Source organism: Bradyrhizobium sp. NBAIM01, from assembly GCF_020194115.1.
GTDB lineage: Bacteria > Pseudomonadota > Alphaproteobacteria > Rhizobiales > Xanthobacteraceae > Bradyrhizobium > Bradyrhizobium yuanmingense.
On the sequence record NZ_JADYVU010000016.1, the window covers coordinates 39,395 to 55,846 of the forward strand.

Sequence of the window (16,452 nt, forward strand, 5' to 3'; positions counted from 1 at the left end):
TCGATCCTCGACAACGTCAAGCCGGGAACCAGTTGCGCTCGGGCAGCGACTGCACGATCGGGCCAGGGACTTGATCGTGCAGACGCCCCACGACATTGCCGCCTTCGATCTTGGCGGGACGGTCGTGGACCGGGAGCAGGTAGCGCGAGCTGCTCAGCAGCTTTTTGATCGCCGCCTTTTCCGCGCGCTTGGTGGTGCCATGGTTGCCGGTGGTACGCGGCTCCCAATCGTGGATCTCATGGAAGGGCGTGACGATCTGGTCGTTGAAGTCGTAGATCACGTCGCCGCAGATGGTGGCGATGCCGTCGGCGGTCTCGACGATGATGTTCATCGAGCCCTCGGTGTGCGCGTTGGCGGCGTCGCAATAGACGCCGGGCATCAGCTCGATCGGCCCGGTGATCTCGAGGTCCAGGAAGCGCAGCGCGCTCTTGGTATGCAGCCGGTCGATCAGGTGCTTGATGTCTGGCGCGGGATATTGCGGATGCATCAGGCCGGAGACGGAATATTCGAGCTCCTTGCGGTTGAGCACGACGGTCGTGTTCATCGGAAACAGGTCGTCCTTGCCGGCATGGTCGATATGCAAATGCGTGTGGCAGACGAAGCGAACGTCGCCCATGCGAACGCCGTGGCGCGCGAGCTGGTTCTCGATCATGTTCTCATGATACTGGAGCCCGCGCATGCCCAGCGTCTCCATGATCTGGTTGGAGCGATAGCCGGTGTCGACGACAACAGGATATTTGCCGCCGAGGATCAAAAAGCCGAGCGTGAGGACGCGGCGGGTGCGGCCGCAGTCGCGGCCGAGCACCAGGAAGCTCGATTCCAGCTCGATATCGCCGTAGTCCAGGATCTTGATCTCCAGCGCCATTCGTTTCCCTCCCGTCTCGTTTCTTGTCTGTCAAAGCCGATAGACGCGCGTCGCCGTCGTCCTGAAGATCGCATCCTGCTGCTCCGCACTGAACGGGGCGGCGGCGGCGCGAAAGGCTGCGACGAGCTCGCGATAACTGGTCCACAATTTCTCGATCGGAAAATTGGAGCCGAACAGGCAGCGCTCGGCGCCGAAGATCGCGACGGTATCGGTGAGCACGGCGGCGATATGCGCGGGATCGTTGCGATGGATGAAGGTGCCGAGCCCGGACAGTTTCGAGACCACGTTCGGACAACTCGCGAGCCGGGCCATCCCGGCGCGCCAGGCCGCCCGTCCAGCCGGCGAGAGATCCTCGAGCATGCCGGCATGCTGGAGGATGAAGGTCACGCCGGGACAGGATTCGGCCAGCTGCGCAGCATCCGGCATCTGCGGCGTGAACACCTGCAAATCGAAGCTCCAGCCGTAATCGGAAAGACGTGCGACATTGCGACGGATCGTCGGGTCGGTGCAGAGATCCGGACGCGCTGCGAAGCGATAGAGCGGGTTCTCGTGCCAATGCAGCTGCATGCGCACCCCGCGCAGTAGCGGATAACGCTTGAGGCGGTCGAGCTGCGGACGGACGTCCTCGGCCGCGAAATTGGCGTAGGCAACGATGGCGTGCGGCCAGCCATGTTCGTCGGAGGTACGCTGTACCCACGCTGCTTCCTCCTCAAAATGCTCGGGCGCCCAATTGGTCTGCACATAGACGGAACGGGTGACGTCGCTGTCCTTGAGATCGTCGAGATATTCCTGGATCGGATAATCGCGCCGGATTGGCTCGTACGGTCCGAAGATGCGGGGCTGCATGGGACCGGTCAGCCAGGGCAGATCGGCCTGCCGCCAGATGTGATGATGGCCGTCGACGATATCGTTCACGCAGCTCTCCTTCCCAGTGCCAGGACGTGGGCGACGATCGATGCGCTCGACCCGCCGTCCACGAGATCGTCGACGAAGCGTTCGATCGCGACCAGCGCTTCTGTCTGCGGACGGAACGCGGGGCCTGTCGCGAGCGGCGTCAGCCAGCTCAGCCGCCACGCCCGCCGCGACAGTTTCGCGACGGCGTCGCGAAGGGCGTCCGGCTCGCCGCGCTCGAGCCCGTCGGAGACGATGATCACAGCGGCGCCGCGGGCGTAGCCGCCGAACCGCGGGACCGCCAGAAACGCCTGCAGCGCGTCGCCGATCCGGGTGCCGCCGTCCCAGTCGCTGACCAGATGTGTCGCGGCGCTCAGCGCCTGCTCGCGCCGTTTCAGACGCAGTGCACGCGTGACACGGGTCAGCCGCGTGCCGAAGGTGAAGACCTCGACGTGAGGGGCGGCCTGCACCAGCGCATGCGCAAGCTTCATGTTCTCCTCGGTGCGGCTTTTCATCGAGCCGGAGACGTCGATCAGCAGCAGGACCTTGCGCGGGCGTTGCCGCCGCTTCATGTGACCGAGCCGCAGGATCTCGCCGTCGCTGCGGACGCTGTCGCGCAAGGTGCGGCGGAGGTCGGCAAAGGGGCCGCGGCGCGCCCGCATGCGGCGGTGACCACGCCGCCGTGGCAGGCGCCGCGGCGCCTCGCGTGCCAGGCGTCGGAGGGCATCGGTCGTGGATAGCTGCACGAAGCGGCGCTCGACCAGCGCCTCGGTGCGCGATGCAGTCAGGCCGGACTCGTTGGCCTCGTCGGAGAGCAGGGGCTCCTCGTCGCCGCGACCTTCCTCCTGCAGACGGACGGTCTCGTCGTCCTCGCCGTCGTCGGCACGCTCGATCGCCTCGCTGCCGCGGAAATGCAGGTCGAACAGCCGATCGAAGGTGGCGCGGCGCTCGGGCGGAGGGGCGAGGGTGGCGAGCGCAGATTGCCTGATGTCGTCGAGCTTGCGCGGTCCGAGCAGCGCGATCGCGGCGAGGAACGCGGTGGTCTGCTCCGGCGCGACGGCGAAGCCGTTGGCGCGCAGCAGGGCGACGAAGGAAACAAAGGTGCGGGCAGCGCGCGGGAGCTGCGGCTCGATGCTCATGCGGTCGCCTCCGCGAGCATGGCATCGAGCCGCGGCGCGATGAAGTGCAGGTCCTCTTCGTCCTTAAGCGCGACGCCGATCGAGCGTTTGAAGGCATCAGGCCAGCGCGCGCCGCCCTTGTTGAGGAGGGTCGCGGCCTCGGCCCAGTCGACGGCTTCGGCGATCCCGGGGGCCTTGCTCAGCGGTTCACGCCGCAATCTCTCGACGGCCGCGACGACGGCGCGGGCCGTGGTTTCGGCGACGCTGGAGGCGCGCATCATGATGATGCGTGCCTCGCGCTCCGCCGTCGGATAATCGATCCAGTGATAGACGCAGCGGCGGCGCAAGGCTTCGTGCAGATCGCGGGTCCGGTTCGAGGTGAGCACGACGACCGGCCGCTCGGCCGCGCGGACCGTGCCACGCTCGGGAATTGAGATCTGGAAGTCGGAGAGGAATTCGAGCAGGAAGGCCTCGAACTCCTGGTCGGCGCGGTCGATTTCATCGATCAGGAGCACGGTGGAATCAGGTGCGCGCAGCGCCGCCAGCATCGGCCGCTCGATCAAGAACGTCTCGCCATAGATGTCGATGCTCTCGTCGCCGGCCTGACGGATCGCCAGCATCTGGCGTGGATAGTTCCACTCATAGAGCGCGGCAGAGGCGTCGATGCCCTCGTAGCATTGCAGGCGGATCAGGCGGCGGCCGAGCACGGCGGCGATGGCTTTGGCGGCCTCCGTCTTGCCGACGCCGGGCGCGCCTTCGAGCAGCAGCGGCTTGCCGAGCGCGAGGCCGAGATAGGCGGCGGTCGCGAGCCCTTCGTCGGCGAGATAATAGGCCGCCCGCAGCGCCCGCTCCAGCGCCTCCGGGCTGTCGATGCCGACGATGTTGCTGCGAACCGCCACGGCCGATCCTCTAACGCCGCGCCTGCGGCCGCGCGCCGCCCTGCGCCTTGATCGCCCGCAGCACTTTCTCGGGCGTGATCGGCAGGTCGTCGATCCGCACGCCGACGGCGTTGAAGATTGCGTTCGCCACGGCGGGCAGCACCGGATTGGCGCACATCTCGCCGGGGCCTTTTCCCCCGAACGGACCATCAGGCGCAGGGCGTTCAAGCACCGCGATATCGTGCGGGCAGATATCGCCTGGACCGGGCATCAGATATTCGACGAAGTCGCGGGGCCCGTGGACAGGATCGGGATAGTACGGCTCCGGCGTCTCGTAGAGGGCGTGGCTGACGCCCATCCAAGCGCCGCCGACCAGCTGCTGCTCGACGAGGCGCGGATTGAGCGCACGGCCGAGCTCGTAAGCCGAGTCCATCCGGACCATCGCGACCTCGCCGGTCTCATCGTCCACCTCGACCTCGGCGACAAGGCAGGCATGGGCATAGCAGGTCGCCGGCGACATCTCGCCGGTTTCAGGATCGACATCCGACAGCGGCACGAGAAAGATGCCGCGGCCCGAGATGGTCTTGCCCTGCTTGAACTGCGCAGCAATGGCCACGTCCTTTGTCGAGATCGAGCGGTGCGGGGCGCCCTTGACGTGGATGTTGCCGCGACCGTCGGTTTCGAGATCGGCGGCGTTGACCTCGAGCTCCTCGGCGGCGGCCTCCATCATCACGCCGCGCGCCTCGCGGGCTGCGGCCATCACGGCATTGCCGACGCGATGGGTGCCGCGCGAGGCGAACGAGCCCATGCAGTGCGGGCCGGTATCGGAATCCGCGGTGTCGACATAGACGTCCTCGACCGGCACGCCAAGCGTCTCCGCGCAGATCTGCCGCGTCACAGATTTCATGCCCTGGCCGAGGTCGATCGACGACAGCGCCACGGTGAACTTGCCGCTCGGGTTGGAATGCACCAGCGCCTGGCTCGGATCGCCGCCGAGATTCATGCCGATGGGGTAGTTGATCGACGCCATGCCGCGTCCACGATGCCGGGTCATCTCAGCGTCTCCTGGTGCCGAACACGGAGGAGAATCGGGTCACGCCGTGCGATGGCGCGGCCGGGCGGGGCGGGGGAGGCGGCGGCGCCGGCGGAGGTGGTTCGCGCGGCGGCTCCCGCGTCGCAGTCATCGGTGCGCGGTCATAGCTCGTGCGCTGCTGCGCAGGCGCGGCCGGCCGCGCCCGGGACTCCGTCGGCGTCGGCGGGATCACGGCGCGGCTGCCGCCGCCGTCCTTGCGCGAGGAGGCGCGCCTGAACTCGTCGCGGATCGGCCATTTGGCCTTCTCGGCGGCAACCTGGACGCACTCGATCAGCGCGGTGTTCTTGGCCTCGCGCCGATGCGCCTTCATGTCGCCGTCGCGATAGGCGTTCAGGATCCGGAACTCCATCGGGTCCATGCCGACGAGGTTTGCGAGCTTGTCCATCTGGCATTCGATGGCAAAGTCCATCGCGGTAACGCCGAAGCCGCGCATGGCGGTCGCCGGCGTGCGATTGGTGAAGACGCAATAGATGTCGCCATAGACATTCGGGATAGTGTAGGGACCCGGCAGATGCGCGGCGCATTTCACCGCGGCATAGCTCGACAGCCGCGTATAGGCGCCGCTGTCGAAATAGGCACGGATCTTGCGCGCGACGATGCGGCCGTCGCGCATCACGCCGTCCTTGATGTAGATGCGCTCTGCGCCGCGCGGCGGGCCGTATTGCATCTCCTCCTCGCGGCCGAACACGTAGCGGACGGGGCGCCCCGTCAACATGGCGCCGAGGATCGCGAGCGGCTCGGTCAAGGTGTCGACCTTGCCGCCAAAGCCGCCGCCGACGGTGCCGCCGATGAAGTGGAAGGTGTTGGAGGGCACGTCGAGGATCTTGGCGCAGGTGTCGACCGAGAAGAACAGTGCCTGCGTCGAGGTATAGACGACGTAGCGGCCGTTGGTATCGGGCGCGGCGATCGCGCCGTTGGTCTCGGTCGGCGCGTGCTCGATCGGCGACATCTGGTAGCGCTGCTCGAGCACGTGGTCGGCGGTTGCGAGCGCGGCATCGGCATCGCCAAAGCGCAGGCGCTGGTGGTCGTAGACGTCATGATAGATGAAGGCGTTCTTCGGATAGGTCTCGTTGACGACGGGCGCACCCGGCTTCAGCGCATCCTCGACGTCGAAAACGGTCGGCAGCGGCTCGTAGTCGATCCTGACCTTTGCGATCGCCTCGAACGCCTCGCGCTCGCTGTCGGCGACGATAGCGAGGATCGGCTCGCCCTTGTAGCGGACCTTGTCAACCGCCAGCGACGGCTCGTCGTCCTTACCGAAGTTGATCAGGCTGAGCAGCGTGTTGAGGTTGCGTGGCACGTCCGCGCCGCGGATGATCCGGCGCACGCCGGCCGAGCGCTCGGCCTCGGTGGTATCGATGCGGCGCAGCCTAGCATGGGCCTGGGTCGAACGAACGACCTTCAGGTGCAGCATGCCCTGCAGCTTGTGGTCGTTGAAATAGCTGGACGTGCCTGTGATGTGGCCGAGCATGTCCTGCCGCTGCGTACCCTTGCCGATTTCCTTCAGGTTATCGTCACGCTCGTCGGCGAAGATGTCCTTGCGCAGTTCCAGCATGGTCTGACCTCAGGCGCTGGCCCGGCCGCCTGCGGCGGCGAGGATGGCATTGATGATGGGCTCGTAGCCGGTGCAACGGCAGATATTGCCAGAGATCGCCTCGATGACGTCGGCCCGACTCGGGGCGGGATTGCGGTCGAGCAGCGCCTTTGCAGCCATCAGCATGCCCGGCGTGCAATAGCCGCACTGGGCGGCGAAATTGTCGGCAAAGGCGCGCTGCAGCGGATGCAGGTTCGGGCCTTGCTTCATGCCGTCGAGCGTCTCGACCGAGCGGCCCGCGACGGTCTCGGCGAGCGTCAGGCAGGAGAGGTGAAGCTCGCCATCGATCAGCACGCTGCATGTGCCGCAGCCACCCTGGCCGCAGCCGAATTTCGGCGTCATGTCGCCGATCAGCTCGCGCAGCGCGACGAGCAGGTTGGTGCCGCCGTCAACGAAGATCGCGACGTCGCGGCCGTTGTGACGAAACTGCAGGGGGATCTTGGCCATGGCGTCTATTCCTGTCCCGACAGCAGGCGGCGCAGATGCACACCGACGATCTCGCGGCGATACCAGGCGCTGCCGAGCGCGTTGTCTGAGGGCGAAGTTCCTTCTGTGGCGGCAGAAGCCGCGGCTGCGATGGTTGCCGCATCCAGCGAGCGGCCCTCCAGCGCGCGCTCGGCGGCGCGGGCGCGGATCTGGGTCGGCGCCATCGAGCCCAGCGCAATCCGCGCGCCCGCGATCCGTCCGCCGCTGACCGGCAGATGCGCGGCGAGCGTGATCACCGAGCCGCCCTTCGGCTTGATGCGCGCGATCTTGCGATATCGGAACGCCTCGCTGCTTGCCGGCCGCGTGCAGGAGACCGACAGCACCAAAGTTCCGGCCTGACGCTCGCGCCCCTGCAGAAATTCCTCGATCGGAATATCGCGCGAGCCGAAGCCGCCTTGAACCGCAATGGTGGCGTCGAGCGCCAGCAGCGCCACGGTGAAATCGCCGTAAGGGTTCGGCGCGAACAGATTGCCGCCGACGGTGCCCATGTTGCGCACGGCGGGACCGCCGATCGAGCGGGCAGGGGCATGCAGGAAGGCGAGGTCGCGCTCGGCGAGCACGCGCGCGAAGGTGACGCCGGCGCCCAAGGTGATGCGCGGACCGGAGGCGTCGATCCGGGTCAGCGCCTGGTCCTGAGCCCGCACGATCGTCGAGATCGAGACGTCGCCTTCGTTCAGCGCGCGCATCACCAGCGTGCCGCCGCCGAGATAGCGCGCGCTCCGGTCCGACGACAGCGCGCCAGCCGCCTCGCTCGCATTCGTAAAGGTCTTTACCGTCACGGCCATGGCTTAAGCGGCCTCCTTCAGATGGCGGCGGATCGCTTCGAATCCGGCCTGATAGATGTCTTCGGCGACCATGTGAGTGATGCGGTCCTTGTCCTCCGGCTTCGTCGTGAAACGCGATTCCCAGTGCCAGAAGGTGCGGTCACCGTCGGTCACCGGCAGCAAGCGGACATGGGCGACGTAATTGAACATCGGGACCGGCGTATCGAGCAGGCAATAGCTGAAGGTCTGCTCGAGGTCGGACAGCGCCAGCAGCTGCTCGCGCAGCTCCGAGCCGTCCTTCAGCTTGAACCGCCTGACGCAGCCGATCTTGTCGGCGGTCTGCGCGCGCTCGATGGAGGAGGTCGCAACTGCCGGGTGCCAGCGGTCGTGCCCGTTGAAATCGCGCAGCACGTCCCACACCGCGTCCGTCGGTGCGTTCAGGATCGTGCTCTTGACGATATGCGGCACGGCTAGCCTCCGAACACGCGCTTCAGGGCGTCGAAGCCGCCCTGGAACACGCCGCCGCCGATGTTGTTGACGAGCTCGGTCTCCCGTTCCGGCGCGCAGTCGAATTCCGCGGTCCATTCCATGAACGTCTGGTCGCCGTCGGTGACGGGCGTCAGGCGCAGGGTGGCGACGTAGTTCTCGACGCCCATCGGCGATTCCAGGATCGAGTAGGTGCAGAACATGTCGTAATCGGAGAGGCCGAGCAGCTTCTCGCGGATGCGGTCGCCGTTGCGCAGGCGAAAATCCCGGACACAGCCGATCTTGTCGGCGGGCTCGCCGCCCTCGATCCGGCTTTCGGCGATGGCCGGGTGCCAGTTCGGCAGGCCGTTGAAATCGCGCACCCGCGCCCAGACGCGGTCGTTGCGGGCGTTGACGACGGTGGAGACGTAGACGCGGGCCATCGCTCAAACCTCAGCTCTTCTTCCGCGGCCCGCGCTCGGCCGGCGGCTCGCCGCCCTCGGTCGCAGGCGGAGCGGCCGCCGGCTTGTCGCCGCCGCCACCACCTCCGCCGCCACCCTTGCGCGCGGCCTCCTTGATGCCCTGCATGTCGCGGGCCTCGCGGATCAGCCCCGGCATCTTGGCCAGGCTGCCGCCCTCCACGCCGATGTCCGACAGGATCGAGTCGATCAGCGGCGCCTGGACGCGATAACGCAGCGCCGAGTCGATCACCTCGTCGGTAGCGCTGCGGCCGCCATTGCCGTTTGCGTGGCCGTTGCCGTTGAGGCCGTCGACCTGGAGGATGCGGATGCCCTCGATCTTCTCCATCGGCTTGACGCTCTCGCGCACGATGCCCTCGATGCGGTCGAGCAGTTTTCTGCGGAACAGCGAGTAGCGCGCCTGGTCGGTCAGCACGTTCTCGGCCTCGTTCAGCATGCGCTGCGCCTCCGCCTCGACCGCCGCGCGGACACGCTCGGCTTCGGCGGCAATGCGGGTCTCCTCCGCCTGCTTCTCCGCCAGCAGGACCTCCACGGTTTTGCGCCGCTTGGCGATCTCGCTCTCGCGGGCGGTGATGACGCGTTCGGCGGCTTCGGTCGCCCGGATGCGTGCTTCCTCGGCAGCTGCGCGCGCGGCGGACTCCTCCAGCGACTTCTGATGGATCGCGATGGCCTTCTCCATCAGCACCGTCTCGACGTCCTTCTCGCGATTGACCTCGAGCTTGCGCAGCTCGCGCTCGCGGCCGATACGGGCCTCGTCGAGACCGCGGTCGGAGGCGATGCGGGCACGTTCGACCTCCTCGCGCGCGGCGATTTCTGCCTCCTGCAGCGATTGGACGCGGGCGACCTCGAGCTGCTCGATGGCGCGGCGCCGCTCGATGCGGGCGGCCTCCAGCGCCTGCTCGCGCGAAACGTCGGTGGTCTCGACCTCCTTGCGCGCCACGATCTCGGCCTGCCGGACCTGGCGGTCGGCGTCGATCCGCTCGGACTTCTTGGTCGACAGCGCGATGACGCGGTCCTCGTCCGCGATCTCGATCGCCTTCTTCTGCTCGATGTTGAGCACTTCGCGCTTCTTGGAGGAATTGATGCGCTCGGCCTCGAGCGCCAGGTCGACCGTGATGCGCTGCCGCTCGATGGCGTCGCGCCGCTTCAGCTCGGCCGCCTCGAGGACGCCGGTCCGCTCGATTTCGAGCGCGCGCGTCTCCCGTTCGGCCTGGATGCGCTCGGCCGCAACCGCCTTTTCCTGGGCGATGCGGGCCGCCTCGATCGCCTCGCGCGAGGCGATGTCAGCTTCCTCGACGGCGCGGTTGCGGGCGATCTCCAGGGAGCGCACGCGCTCCTCCTGGGCGATGCGCGAGGCTTCCGTGGTCTCGCGCGCGGCGATGCCGGCGACGTCCAGCGCCTGGTTGCGCTCGATCTCCAGCTGCCGTGTGTTCTGCTCGGCAGCGATGCGCTCGGCAGCCAGCGTTCGCTCCCGGGCAATGCGGGCGGCCTCGACCGCGCGCTGCGCTTCGATCTCGGCCTCCTGGATGGTCCGCACCTGCTGGATTTCCAGCGCGCGGGTGCGCTCGTCCGAGGAGATGCGCTCGACATTGACGATCAGCGTCTGGGCGATGCGCGCCTTTTCGGTGGCCTCGCGTGCGGCAATCTCGGCCTCGTCGACCGCGCGCGTCCGCTCGATCTCGCGGCGCCGCGTCTCTTCCTCGTTGGCGATGCGGGCGTCGGTGACGACGCGGTCCTGCTGGATGCGGGCTTTCTCGATTGCCTCGCGCGCGGCGATCTCGGCTTCCTCGACTGTGCGCATCCGCTCGATCTCGCGCTGGCGGACTTCGCGTTCCGAAGCGATGCGTGTGGTGTCGATCGAGCGCTGGTTGGCGATCCTTGTCTTCTCGATCTCCTCGCGCGCCAGCAGCTCCTTCTCCTCGATCGTGCGCGTCCGCTCGATCTCCTTCTGGCGGGTCTCGCGCTCGGAGGCGATACGGGCCTCGGCGATCGCCTGCTCATTGGCGATGCGGGCGCGCTCGATGGCCTCGCGGGCGGAAATCTGCGCCTGTTCGGCCTCGGTCTCGCGCAGTGCCCGCTCGCGCGCGACTTCGGTGCGCTGAAGCGCACGGCGCATCTCGATGTCGCGTTCCTGCTCCAGGCGCGCGGTCTCGCTCTCGCGCTCGATCTCCAGCGCCTGCCGCTCGGCTTCGAGGTTGCGCGAGCGGATCTTGATCATCGAATCCTGCTCGATGTCGTTGCGCAGCTTGCGTCTGGCCTCGATGTCCTCCATCAACCGGGTCAGGCCTTCGGCGTCGAACCGGTTCGAAGGGTTGAAGAACTCGAGATCGGTCTGGTCGAGATCGGTGATCGCGACCGATTCCAGCTCGAGGCCGTTCTGGGCAAGAGCTTCCGCCGCTTCGGTCTTGACCCGCGCGACGTAGTCGCCGCGACGCTCGTGCATTTCCTCCATGGTCATCTCGGAAGCGACCGAGCGGATCGCGGAGATGAACTTGCCGGCGAGAAGCGCGTGGAGCTGCCCGGGTTCCAGGGTGCGGCGGCCGAGTGTCGCCGCGGCAATCGAGACGGCCTCCCGGGTCGGCTGCACGCGGACATAGAAGTCGGCCTCGATGTCGACGCGCATGCGGTCGCGGGTGATCACGGCATCCTGCTTCGAACGCACGATGCCCATCGGCAGCACGTTCATGTTGACGGGGGTGTAGTCGTGGATGAACGGCAGCACGAAGGCGCCGCCATTGATCACCACGCGTTCGCCGAGGAAGCCGGTGCGGACGAACGAGGTCTCCTTGGAGGAGCGGTGGTACAGCCAGTTCACGATATAGACGCTAACCACGATCACGATGATCGCGACGATCAGCCAGAGGATCAATTCACCGACCAACATCCCTGACATCTTTCCCTCCCTCGAACCAATCAGGCGTTATCGCGCACCGATCGCCTTGAATTGCCGCACCTGTTCCGTCAGCGCCCGCTCCACCGGCAGCCGCTCCATCGAGGACGCCCCGTAGAAGCCGTGGCAATGACGGGTGTTTTTCATGATGAAATCGGCGTCGGCGGGATCGGCGATCGGGCCGCCATGCGCCAGCACCAGGATGTCCGGATTGACGCTGAGCGCGGCGCTGGCCCAGGTGTCGATCCGCGCCGGGCAGTCCTTGAGCCTCAAGGCGGTTTGCGCACCGATCGTGCCGCCGGTCGTCAGGCCCATGTGGCAGACGATGATGTCAGCGCCGGCGATTGCCATCGCCGCGGCTTCCTTCTCGCTGAACACGTAGGGCGTGGTCAGCATGTCCTTGTCGTGCGCCTTGGCGATCATGTCGATCTCGAGCGCGTAGGACATGCCGGTCTCTTCGAGATTGGCGCGGAAGGTGCCGTCGATCAGGCCGACGGTCGGAAAGTTCTGGACGCCTGCGAAGCCAAGTGCCTTCAGCTGGTCGAGAAAGACGTCCATGTCGCGGAAGGGATCGGTGCCGTTGACGCCCGCCAGCACCGGGGTCTGGTCGACCACGGGGAGCACCTCGCTCGCCATTTCCAGCACGATGGCGTTGGCATCGCCATACGCCATCAGGCCCGCGAGCGAGCCACGCCCGGCCATGCGGTAGCGGCCGGAATTGTAGATGACGATGAGGTCGACGCCGCCGGCTTCCTCGCATTTGGCTGACAGCCCCGTGCCGGCGCCGCCGCCGACGATCGGCTCGCCGCGCCTTGCCATGTCGCGAAACCTCTTCAGCAGCGCCGCGCGTTCAAACCTGGCCATCGGTCACCTCGCGAGTCTCCGCCGCATACCGGTCCGCCCGAACAGGTTTCGGAATGCACTGACGATGGCGGCGGCGAAATCGGGATCGTTGATGTTCTTGGGGATGCGAATGAGCTGGCGGTTGCCGGTCTGCCGCACGGTCCGCTCCAATGTGCGGAACAGCGCGGCGTCGGCATCCGGATCCCAGAACGGCTGACCTCGCGCGTCGAGGGCCGAGACGCCGCCCTCGGGCAGGAAGAAACGCACCGGGCCATCCATCTGGTTGAGCCGCTCGCCGATCCAGCGGCCCATGCGCTCGTTCTCTTCGGCCGTGGTCCGCATCAACGTCACCTGCGGATTGTGGACGTGGAATTTGCGGCCGCGATAGCGCTCGGGAATGGTGTCGGGCGCGCCGAAATTGACCATGTCGAGTGCGCCGACCGAGCCGAGATAAGGCAGGCGGCTGCGGATGATCGCGCCAAAGCGATCTTCGGTGGCGGGAAACACGCCGCCCATCAAGAGGTCGCAGACTTCAGTCGTGGTGAGGTCGATCGCGCCGGCGAGCTGGCCGGACTCGACGAGCTTCTCCATCGAGCGCCCGCCGACGCCGGTGGCGTGGAAGACCAGGCACTCGAAATCGTCGCGAAGGTCGGCGGCGATCTTCTGCACGGCCGGCGTGGTGACGCCGAACATGGTGATGCCGATTGCGGGCAGCCCGCCGGCTTCGCGCGCCGCTCCGGCACGCGTGTCGAGCCGCGCCTTGACCATGCCGGCGAGCGCATTGGCCCCGTTGGCGAGCACCGCGCGCGAGATCGAGTTCAGCCCCTGCACGTCGGTGACGGAGTACATCATGGTGATGTCGGCCGGGCCGACATAGGGGCCGACATCGCCCGAGGCGACGGATGAGATGATCAGCTTGGGAACGCCGACGGGCAGGGCCCGCATCCCCGGGGCGACCAGCGAGGCCGCGCCCGAGCCGCCCGCCGAGATCACGCCGGCGACATTGCCCTGGCGCCGCAGCCAATTCGCAAACGCATCCGCCATTGCTGTCACGGCGGCACCACGGTCGGTGCCGAACACGGCGGAGCCGCCGCGGCCGTGGTTCAGGGCGATCTCCTGCGCGGAGACATCGCAGGAGGAATGCTTGCCGCTGGTCGAGACGTCGACCAACCGCGTGCGCAGGCCGCTTTCGGCTATGATGTCGCGGATGTAGCGCAGCTCCTGGCCCTTGGTATCGAGCGTGCCGACGACCAGCACCACCGGCGGGCCCGAAGCCTGCGCCGCCACCGGTTCGTGCTTGCGCCGCGCCGTCTCGTCGAGCCGGGCGACCTGCGTCGAGAGCGTCCGCGCCGCGGCCTCGATGCGGGCGATCGGCACCGGTTGCGACCATCGCGTCGGCAGCGTCGGATTGGAGATGTAGATGCGCACCGGCCCGTCGCGCCGTGGCGCCGGCGCCGGCTTCGTTTCGGCGCCGGATGCGGCGATTTCGATATCCGGTTCGAGCTCCGCATGAAGCCCGACGCCGAGCAGGCGCTGCTGCAGCTCGCGATCGGCGGCAAGGCGCGCGGAGTCGATGATGCGGTTGATGCGGCCGTTGACCATGATCGCGACGTTGCGCGAGATCGCGGTGGCGACGCCAATGTTCTGCTCGATCACGAGCACGGACATGTCGCCGTCGTCGCCCAGCCGCAGCAGCATCTCCTCGACCTGCGCGACGATGACGGGTGCGAGGCCTTCGGTCGGCTCGTCCATGATGAGCAAATGCGGATTGGTGAGCAGCGCGCGCGAGATCGCCAGCATCTGCTGCTCGCCGCCGGAGAGCTGGCCGCCGCCGTGGCCCTTGCGCTCGGCGAGGCGCGGGAATGTGTCGTAGATGCGCTCGACGGTCCAGGCGCCCGAACGCAGACCGCCGGCGAGCTGCAGATGCTCGTCGACGCTGAGCGAGCGCCAGAGACGGCGTCCCTGCGGCACGTAGCCGACGCCGAGCCGGGCGATCTGGGCCGGCGGCCGGCGCGTGACATCCTCGCCGCGGACGCGGATCGAGCCGCCGCTCACGCCGACCAGCCCCATGATCGCCTTGCACAGCGTGGTCTTGCCCATGCCGTTGCGGCCGACGACGGAGAACACTCCGCTATCAAGCACGAGATCGACGCCTTGCAGCGCGTGCGAGTGGCCGTAGTAGACGTCGAGGCCCCGAACCTCGAGCGCCGGATTGCTGCGGCGGACCTCATTCATGGCCGCCTCCGAGATAGAGCTCCTGCACCTCGGGGTCGGACTGGATCTCCTCCGGCAGGCCTTCCTTGAAGACGCGGCCGTTGTGCATCATCGTGACGCTCTCGACGACGCGCAGCGCAACGTCCATGTCGTGCTCTATGATGATGTAGCCGATGTGCGCGGGCAGGGAGGTCAGGATCTCGATCAGCTCGGCCCGTTCCGTCGGCGACAGACCCGCGGCCGGCTCGTCGAACAGCACGAAGCGCGGCGCGCCGGCGAGCGCGAGCGCGATCTCGAGCTGGCGCTGCTGGCCGTGGGCGAGCTCGGCCACGCGCTGGTCCTTCACCGCGGATAGATGCACGGCCTGGACCAGGTTGTCGGCCGCGTGCATCAGGGCATCGTTCTGCCCCGGTCGCAGGAACGAGAAGCGTCCGCGCGACACGCCGCGGCAGGCGAGATAGACGTTGTCCTGCACGGTGAGGCCGGGGAACAGCGCCGAAATCTGGTAGGTGCGGCGCAGCCCGCGGCGGATGCGCTCATAGGGCGGGAAATGCGTCACGTCCTCGCCGAAGAAGCGGATGGTGCCGGAGGAGGGTGGGAAGTCGCCCGTGATGCAGTTGAACAGCGTGGTCTTGCCGGCACCGTTCGAGCCGAGCACGGCGCGCCGCTCGCCCGGCCGCACGGTGATGGTGACGTCGGTCAGCGCGGCGAGCGCGCCGAACAGCCGCGTCACGCCGCGCAGCTCCAGCGCAGCGCCGGCACCGACTGCGGAAAGGCGTTGGGCGACGCTATCCATGGCCGCGCCCTCCACTGGTGCGGCTCACCTCGCGCCGTTGATGCTGACGCCAGCGCTGCCAGAGGCCAATGACGCCGTCCGAGGACCAGAACACGATGGCAAGGAAGCCGAGCCCGATCAGCAGGCGGAAGCGGTTGCCGTCGAGTCCAAGTCGGACCAGGAAGTCGAGCGCGAAGGTGCGCAGCAGCACGAAGATCAGCGCGCCGATGAAGGGCCCGATCGGGCGCGTGATGCCGCCGACGACGGCGATGATCAGCACGTCGATGCAGGCGCCGACGCTGACCGAGCCCGGCGAGATCTGGCGATAGTTCCAGACCTGGAGCACGCCGGCCAGCGCGGCGACGAAAGACGCGAAGGCATAGGCCGCGACACGATGCGCATTGACGTTGAAGCCGAGCGCCGCCATGCGCCGCGGATTGTCGCGCACGCCCTGGAGCGCAAGGCCGAACGGGGCGCGCGAGAGATACTCGACGGCAAAATAGCAGAGCGCGGCGACCGCGAGCACGATGTAATAGAAGGGAATGTCGGCGCGCCAGTTCACGCCCCAGAAGTGTGGCGTGGCCACGGTGTTGATGCCGGTATGACCGTTGAAGATCGCCCAGTTCTGGTTGGTGAAATAGTAGAAGGCCGCTCCGATCGCGAGCGTGATCATGATGGTGTAGATGCCTTCGGTGCGCACCGCGAGCGCGCCGCCGAGCGTGCCGAAGGCGGTCGCCAGCGCGAGCGCCATCGGCACTGCGAGCCACCACGGCCAGCCCAGGCTGATATTGGGGTTGCCGCTGACGCCGAACACCGCGACCATGTAGGCCGAGAAGCCCGCGATGGTGAGCTGCATCAGGCTGACCATGCCGCCATAGCCGGCAAGAAACATCAGGCTCAGCGCCACGGTGCCGAGGATCAGCGTGCTCGCGAAGATCTCGATCAGAAAAAAGCTGCTCGCGATCAGCGGCATGATCAGGAAGATGACCGCGACGGCCCAGGCGGCTGGGTTGTTGATCTCTGGCCACGTCCGGGCCGGGCGCTGCGCCTTGGTGGTGCGGCCTACGGTGACGTGGGCATCGTGGGCGAGCGACATC

At 67.4% G+C, this 16,452-nt stretch carries 15 protein-coding genes; all 15 read right to left on the reverse strand.

Annotated features, from left to right (window positions below):
- Positions 1-16: 16 nt before the first annotated feature.
- From I6F31_RS31580 to I6F31_RS31650, 15 genes are read right to left on the reverse strand one after another with little or no spacing between them, the layout of a single operon-like run.
- Positions 17-865 carry an MBL fold metallo-hydrolase gene (locus I6F31_RS31580; protein ID WP_036023756.1) on the reverse strand — a complete coding sequence of 283 codons (849 nt, stop codon included), beginning with the start codon at positions 863-865 and terminating at the stop codon, positions 17-19.
- Between the two features lie 30 nt (positions 866-895).
- Positions 896-1,780 carry an amidohydrolase family protein gene (locus I6F31_RS31585; protein ID WP_225114772.1) on the reverse strand — a complete coding sequence of 295 codons (885 nt, stop codon included), beginning with the start codon at positions 1,778-1,780 and terminating at the stop codon, positions 896-898.
- On the reverse strand, positions 1,777-2,895 hold the full coding sequence (locus I6F31_RS31590) for a VWA domain-containing protein (protein WP_225186648.1): 1,119 nt from the start codon (positions 2,893-2,895) through the stop codon (positions 1,777-1,779). The genes I6F31_RS31585 and I6F31_RS31590 overlap by 4 nt, the downstream gene beginning before the upstream one ends.
- Complete coding sequence (locus I6F31_RS31595; protein ID WP_109144209.1) at positions 2,892-3,773, reverse strand: MoxR family ATPase; 882 nt, start codon at positions 3,771-3,773, stop codon at positions 2,892-2,894. The genes I6F31_RS31590 and I6F31_RS31595 overlap by 4 nt, the downstream gene beginning before the upstream one ends.
- Before the next feature lie 10 nt (positions 3,774-3,783).
- Positions 3,784-4,806 (reverse strand): molybdopterin cofactor-binding domain-containing protein, encoded by a 1,023-nt coding sequence (locus I6F31_RS31600; protein ID WP_036023767.1) that lies wholly within the window; start codon positions 4,804-4,806, stop codon positions 3,784-3,786.
- Between the two features lies 1 nt (position 4,807).
- Positions 4,808-6,400, reverse strand: a complete 1,593-nt coding sequence (locus tag I6F31_RS31605; RefSeq protein ID WP_225186649.1) for a molybdopterin cofactor-binding domain-containing protein — start codon at positions 6,398-6,400, stop codon at positions 4,808-4,810.
- 9 nt (positions 6,401-6,409) lie between these two features.
- Positions 6,410-6,886: a (2Fe-2S)-binding protein gene (locus I6F31_RS31610; RefSeq protein ID WP_225137855.1), complete on the reverse strand. Its 477-nt coding sequence runs from the start codon at positions 6,884-6,886 to the stop codon at positions 6,410-6,412.
- A gap of 5 nt (positions 6,887-6,891) precedes the next feature.
- Positions 6,892-7,710: an FAD binding domain-containing protein gene (locus I6F31_RS31615; protein WP_025035418.1), complete on the reverse strand. Its 819-nt coding sequence runs from the start codon at positions 7,708-7,710 to the stop codon at positions 6,892-6,894.
- Positions 7,711-7,713: 3 nt separating this feature from the next.
- A complete protein-coding gene (locus I6F31_RS31620) occupies positions 7,714-8,157 on the reverse strand; it encodes an SRPBCC family protein (RefSeq protein ID WP_225186650.1) in 444 nt (147 codons plus the stop codon).
- Positions 8,158-8,159: 2 nt separating this feature from the next.
- Entirely contained in the window at positions 8,160-8,597 is a 438-nt protein-coding gene (locus I6F31_RS31625; RefSeq protein WP_035699161.1) for an SRPBCC family protein, read from the reverse strand.
- 10 nt (positions 8,598-8,607) lie between these two features.
- Positions 8,608-11,526, reverse strand: coding sequence for a flotillin family protein (locus I6F31_RS31630; RefSeq protein WP_225186651.1), 2,919 nt, complete (start codon positions 11,524-11,526; stop codon positions 8,608-8,610).
- A gap of 27 nt (positions 11,527-11,553) precedes the next feature.
- Positions 11,554-12,387, reverse strand: a complete 834-nt coding sequence (locus tag I6F31_RS31635; protein WP_225112742.1) for a phosphoenolpyruvate hydrolase family protein — start codon at positions 12,385-12,387, stop codon at positions 11,554-11,556.
- Positions 12,388-12,390: 3 nt separating this feature from the next.
- Positions 12,391-14,601: an ABC transporter permease gene (locus tag I6F31_RS31640; RefSeq protein ID WP_225186652.1), complete on the reverse strand. Its 2,211-nt coding sequence runs from the start codon at positions 14,599-14,601 to the stop codon at positions 12,391-12,393.
- Positions 14,594-15,376, reverse strand: a complete 783-nt coding sequence (locus I6F31_RS31645; RefSeq protein ID WP_036023786.1) for an ABC transporter ATP-binding protein — start codon at positions 15,374-15,376, stop codon at positions 14,594-14,596. The genes I6F31_RS31640 and I6F31_RS31645 overlap by 8 nt, the downstream gene beginning before the upstream one ends.
- On the reverse strand, positions 15,369-16,451 hold the full coding sequence (locus I6F31_RS31650) for a branched-chain amino acid ABC transporter permease (RefSeq protein ID WP_225145843.1): 1,083 nt from the start codon (positions 16,449-16,451) through the stop codon (positions 15,369-15,371). Before I6F31_RS31650 ends, I6F31_RS31645 begins: the two co-directional genes overlap by 8 nt.
- Position 16,452: the final 1 nt, after the last annotated feature.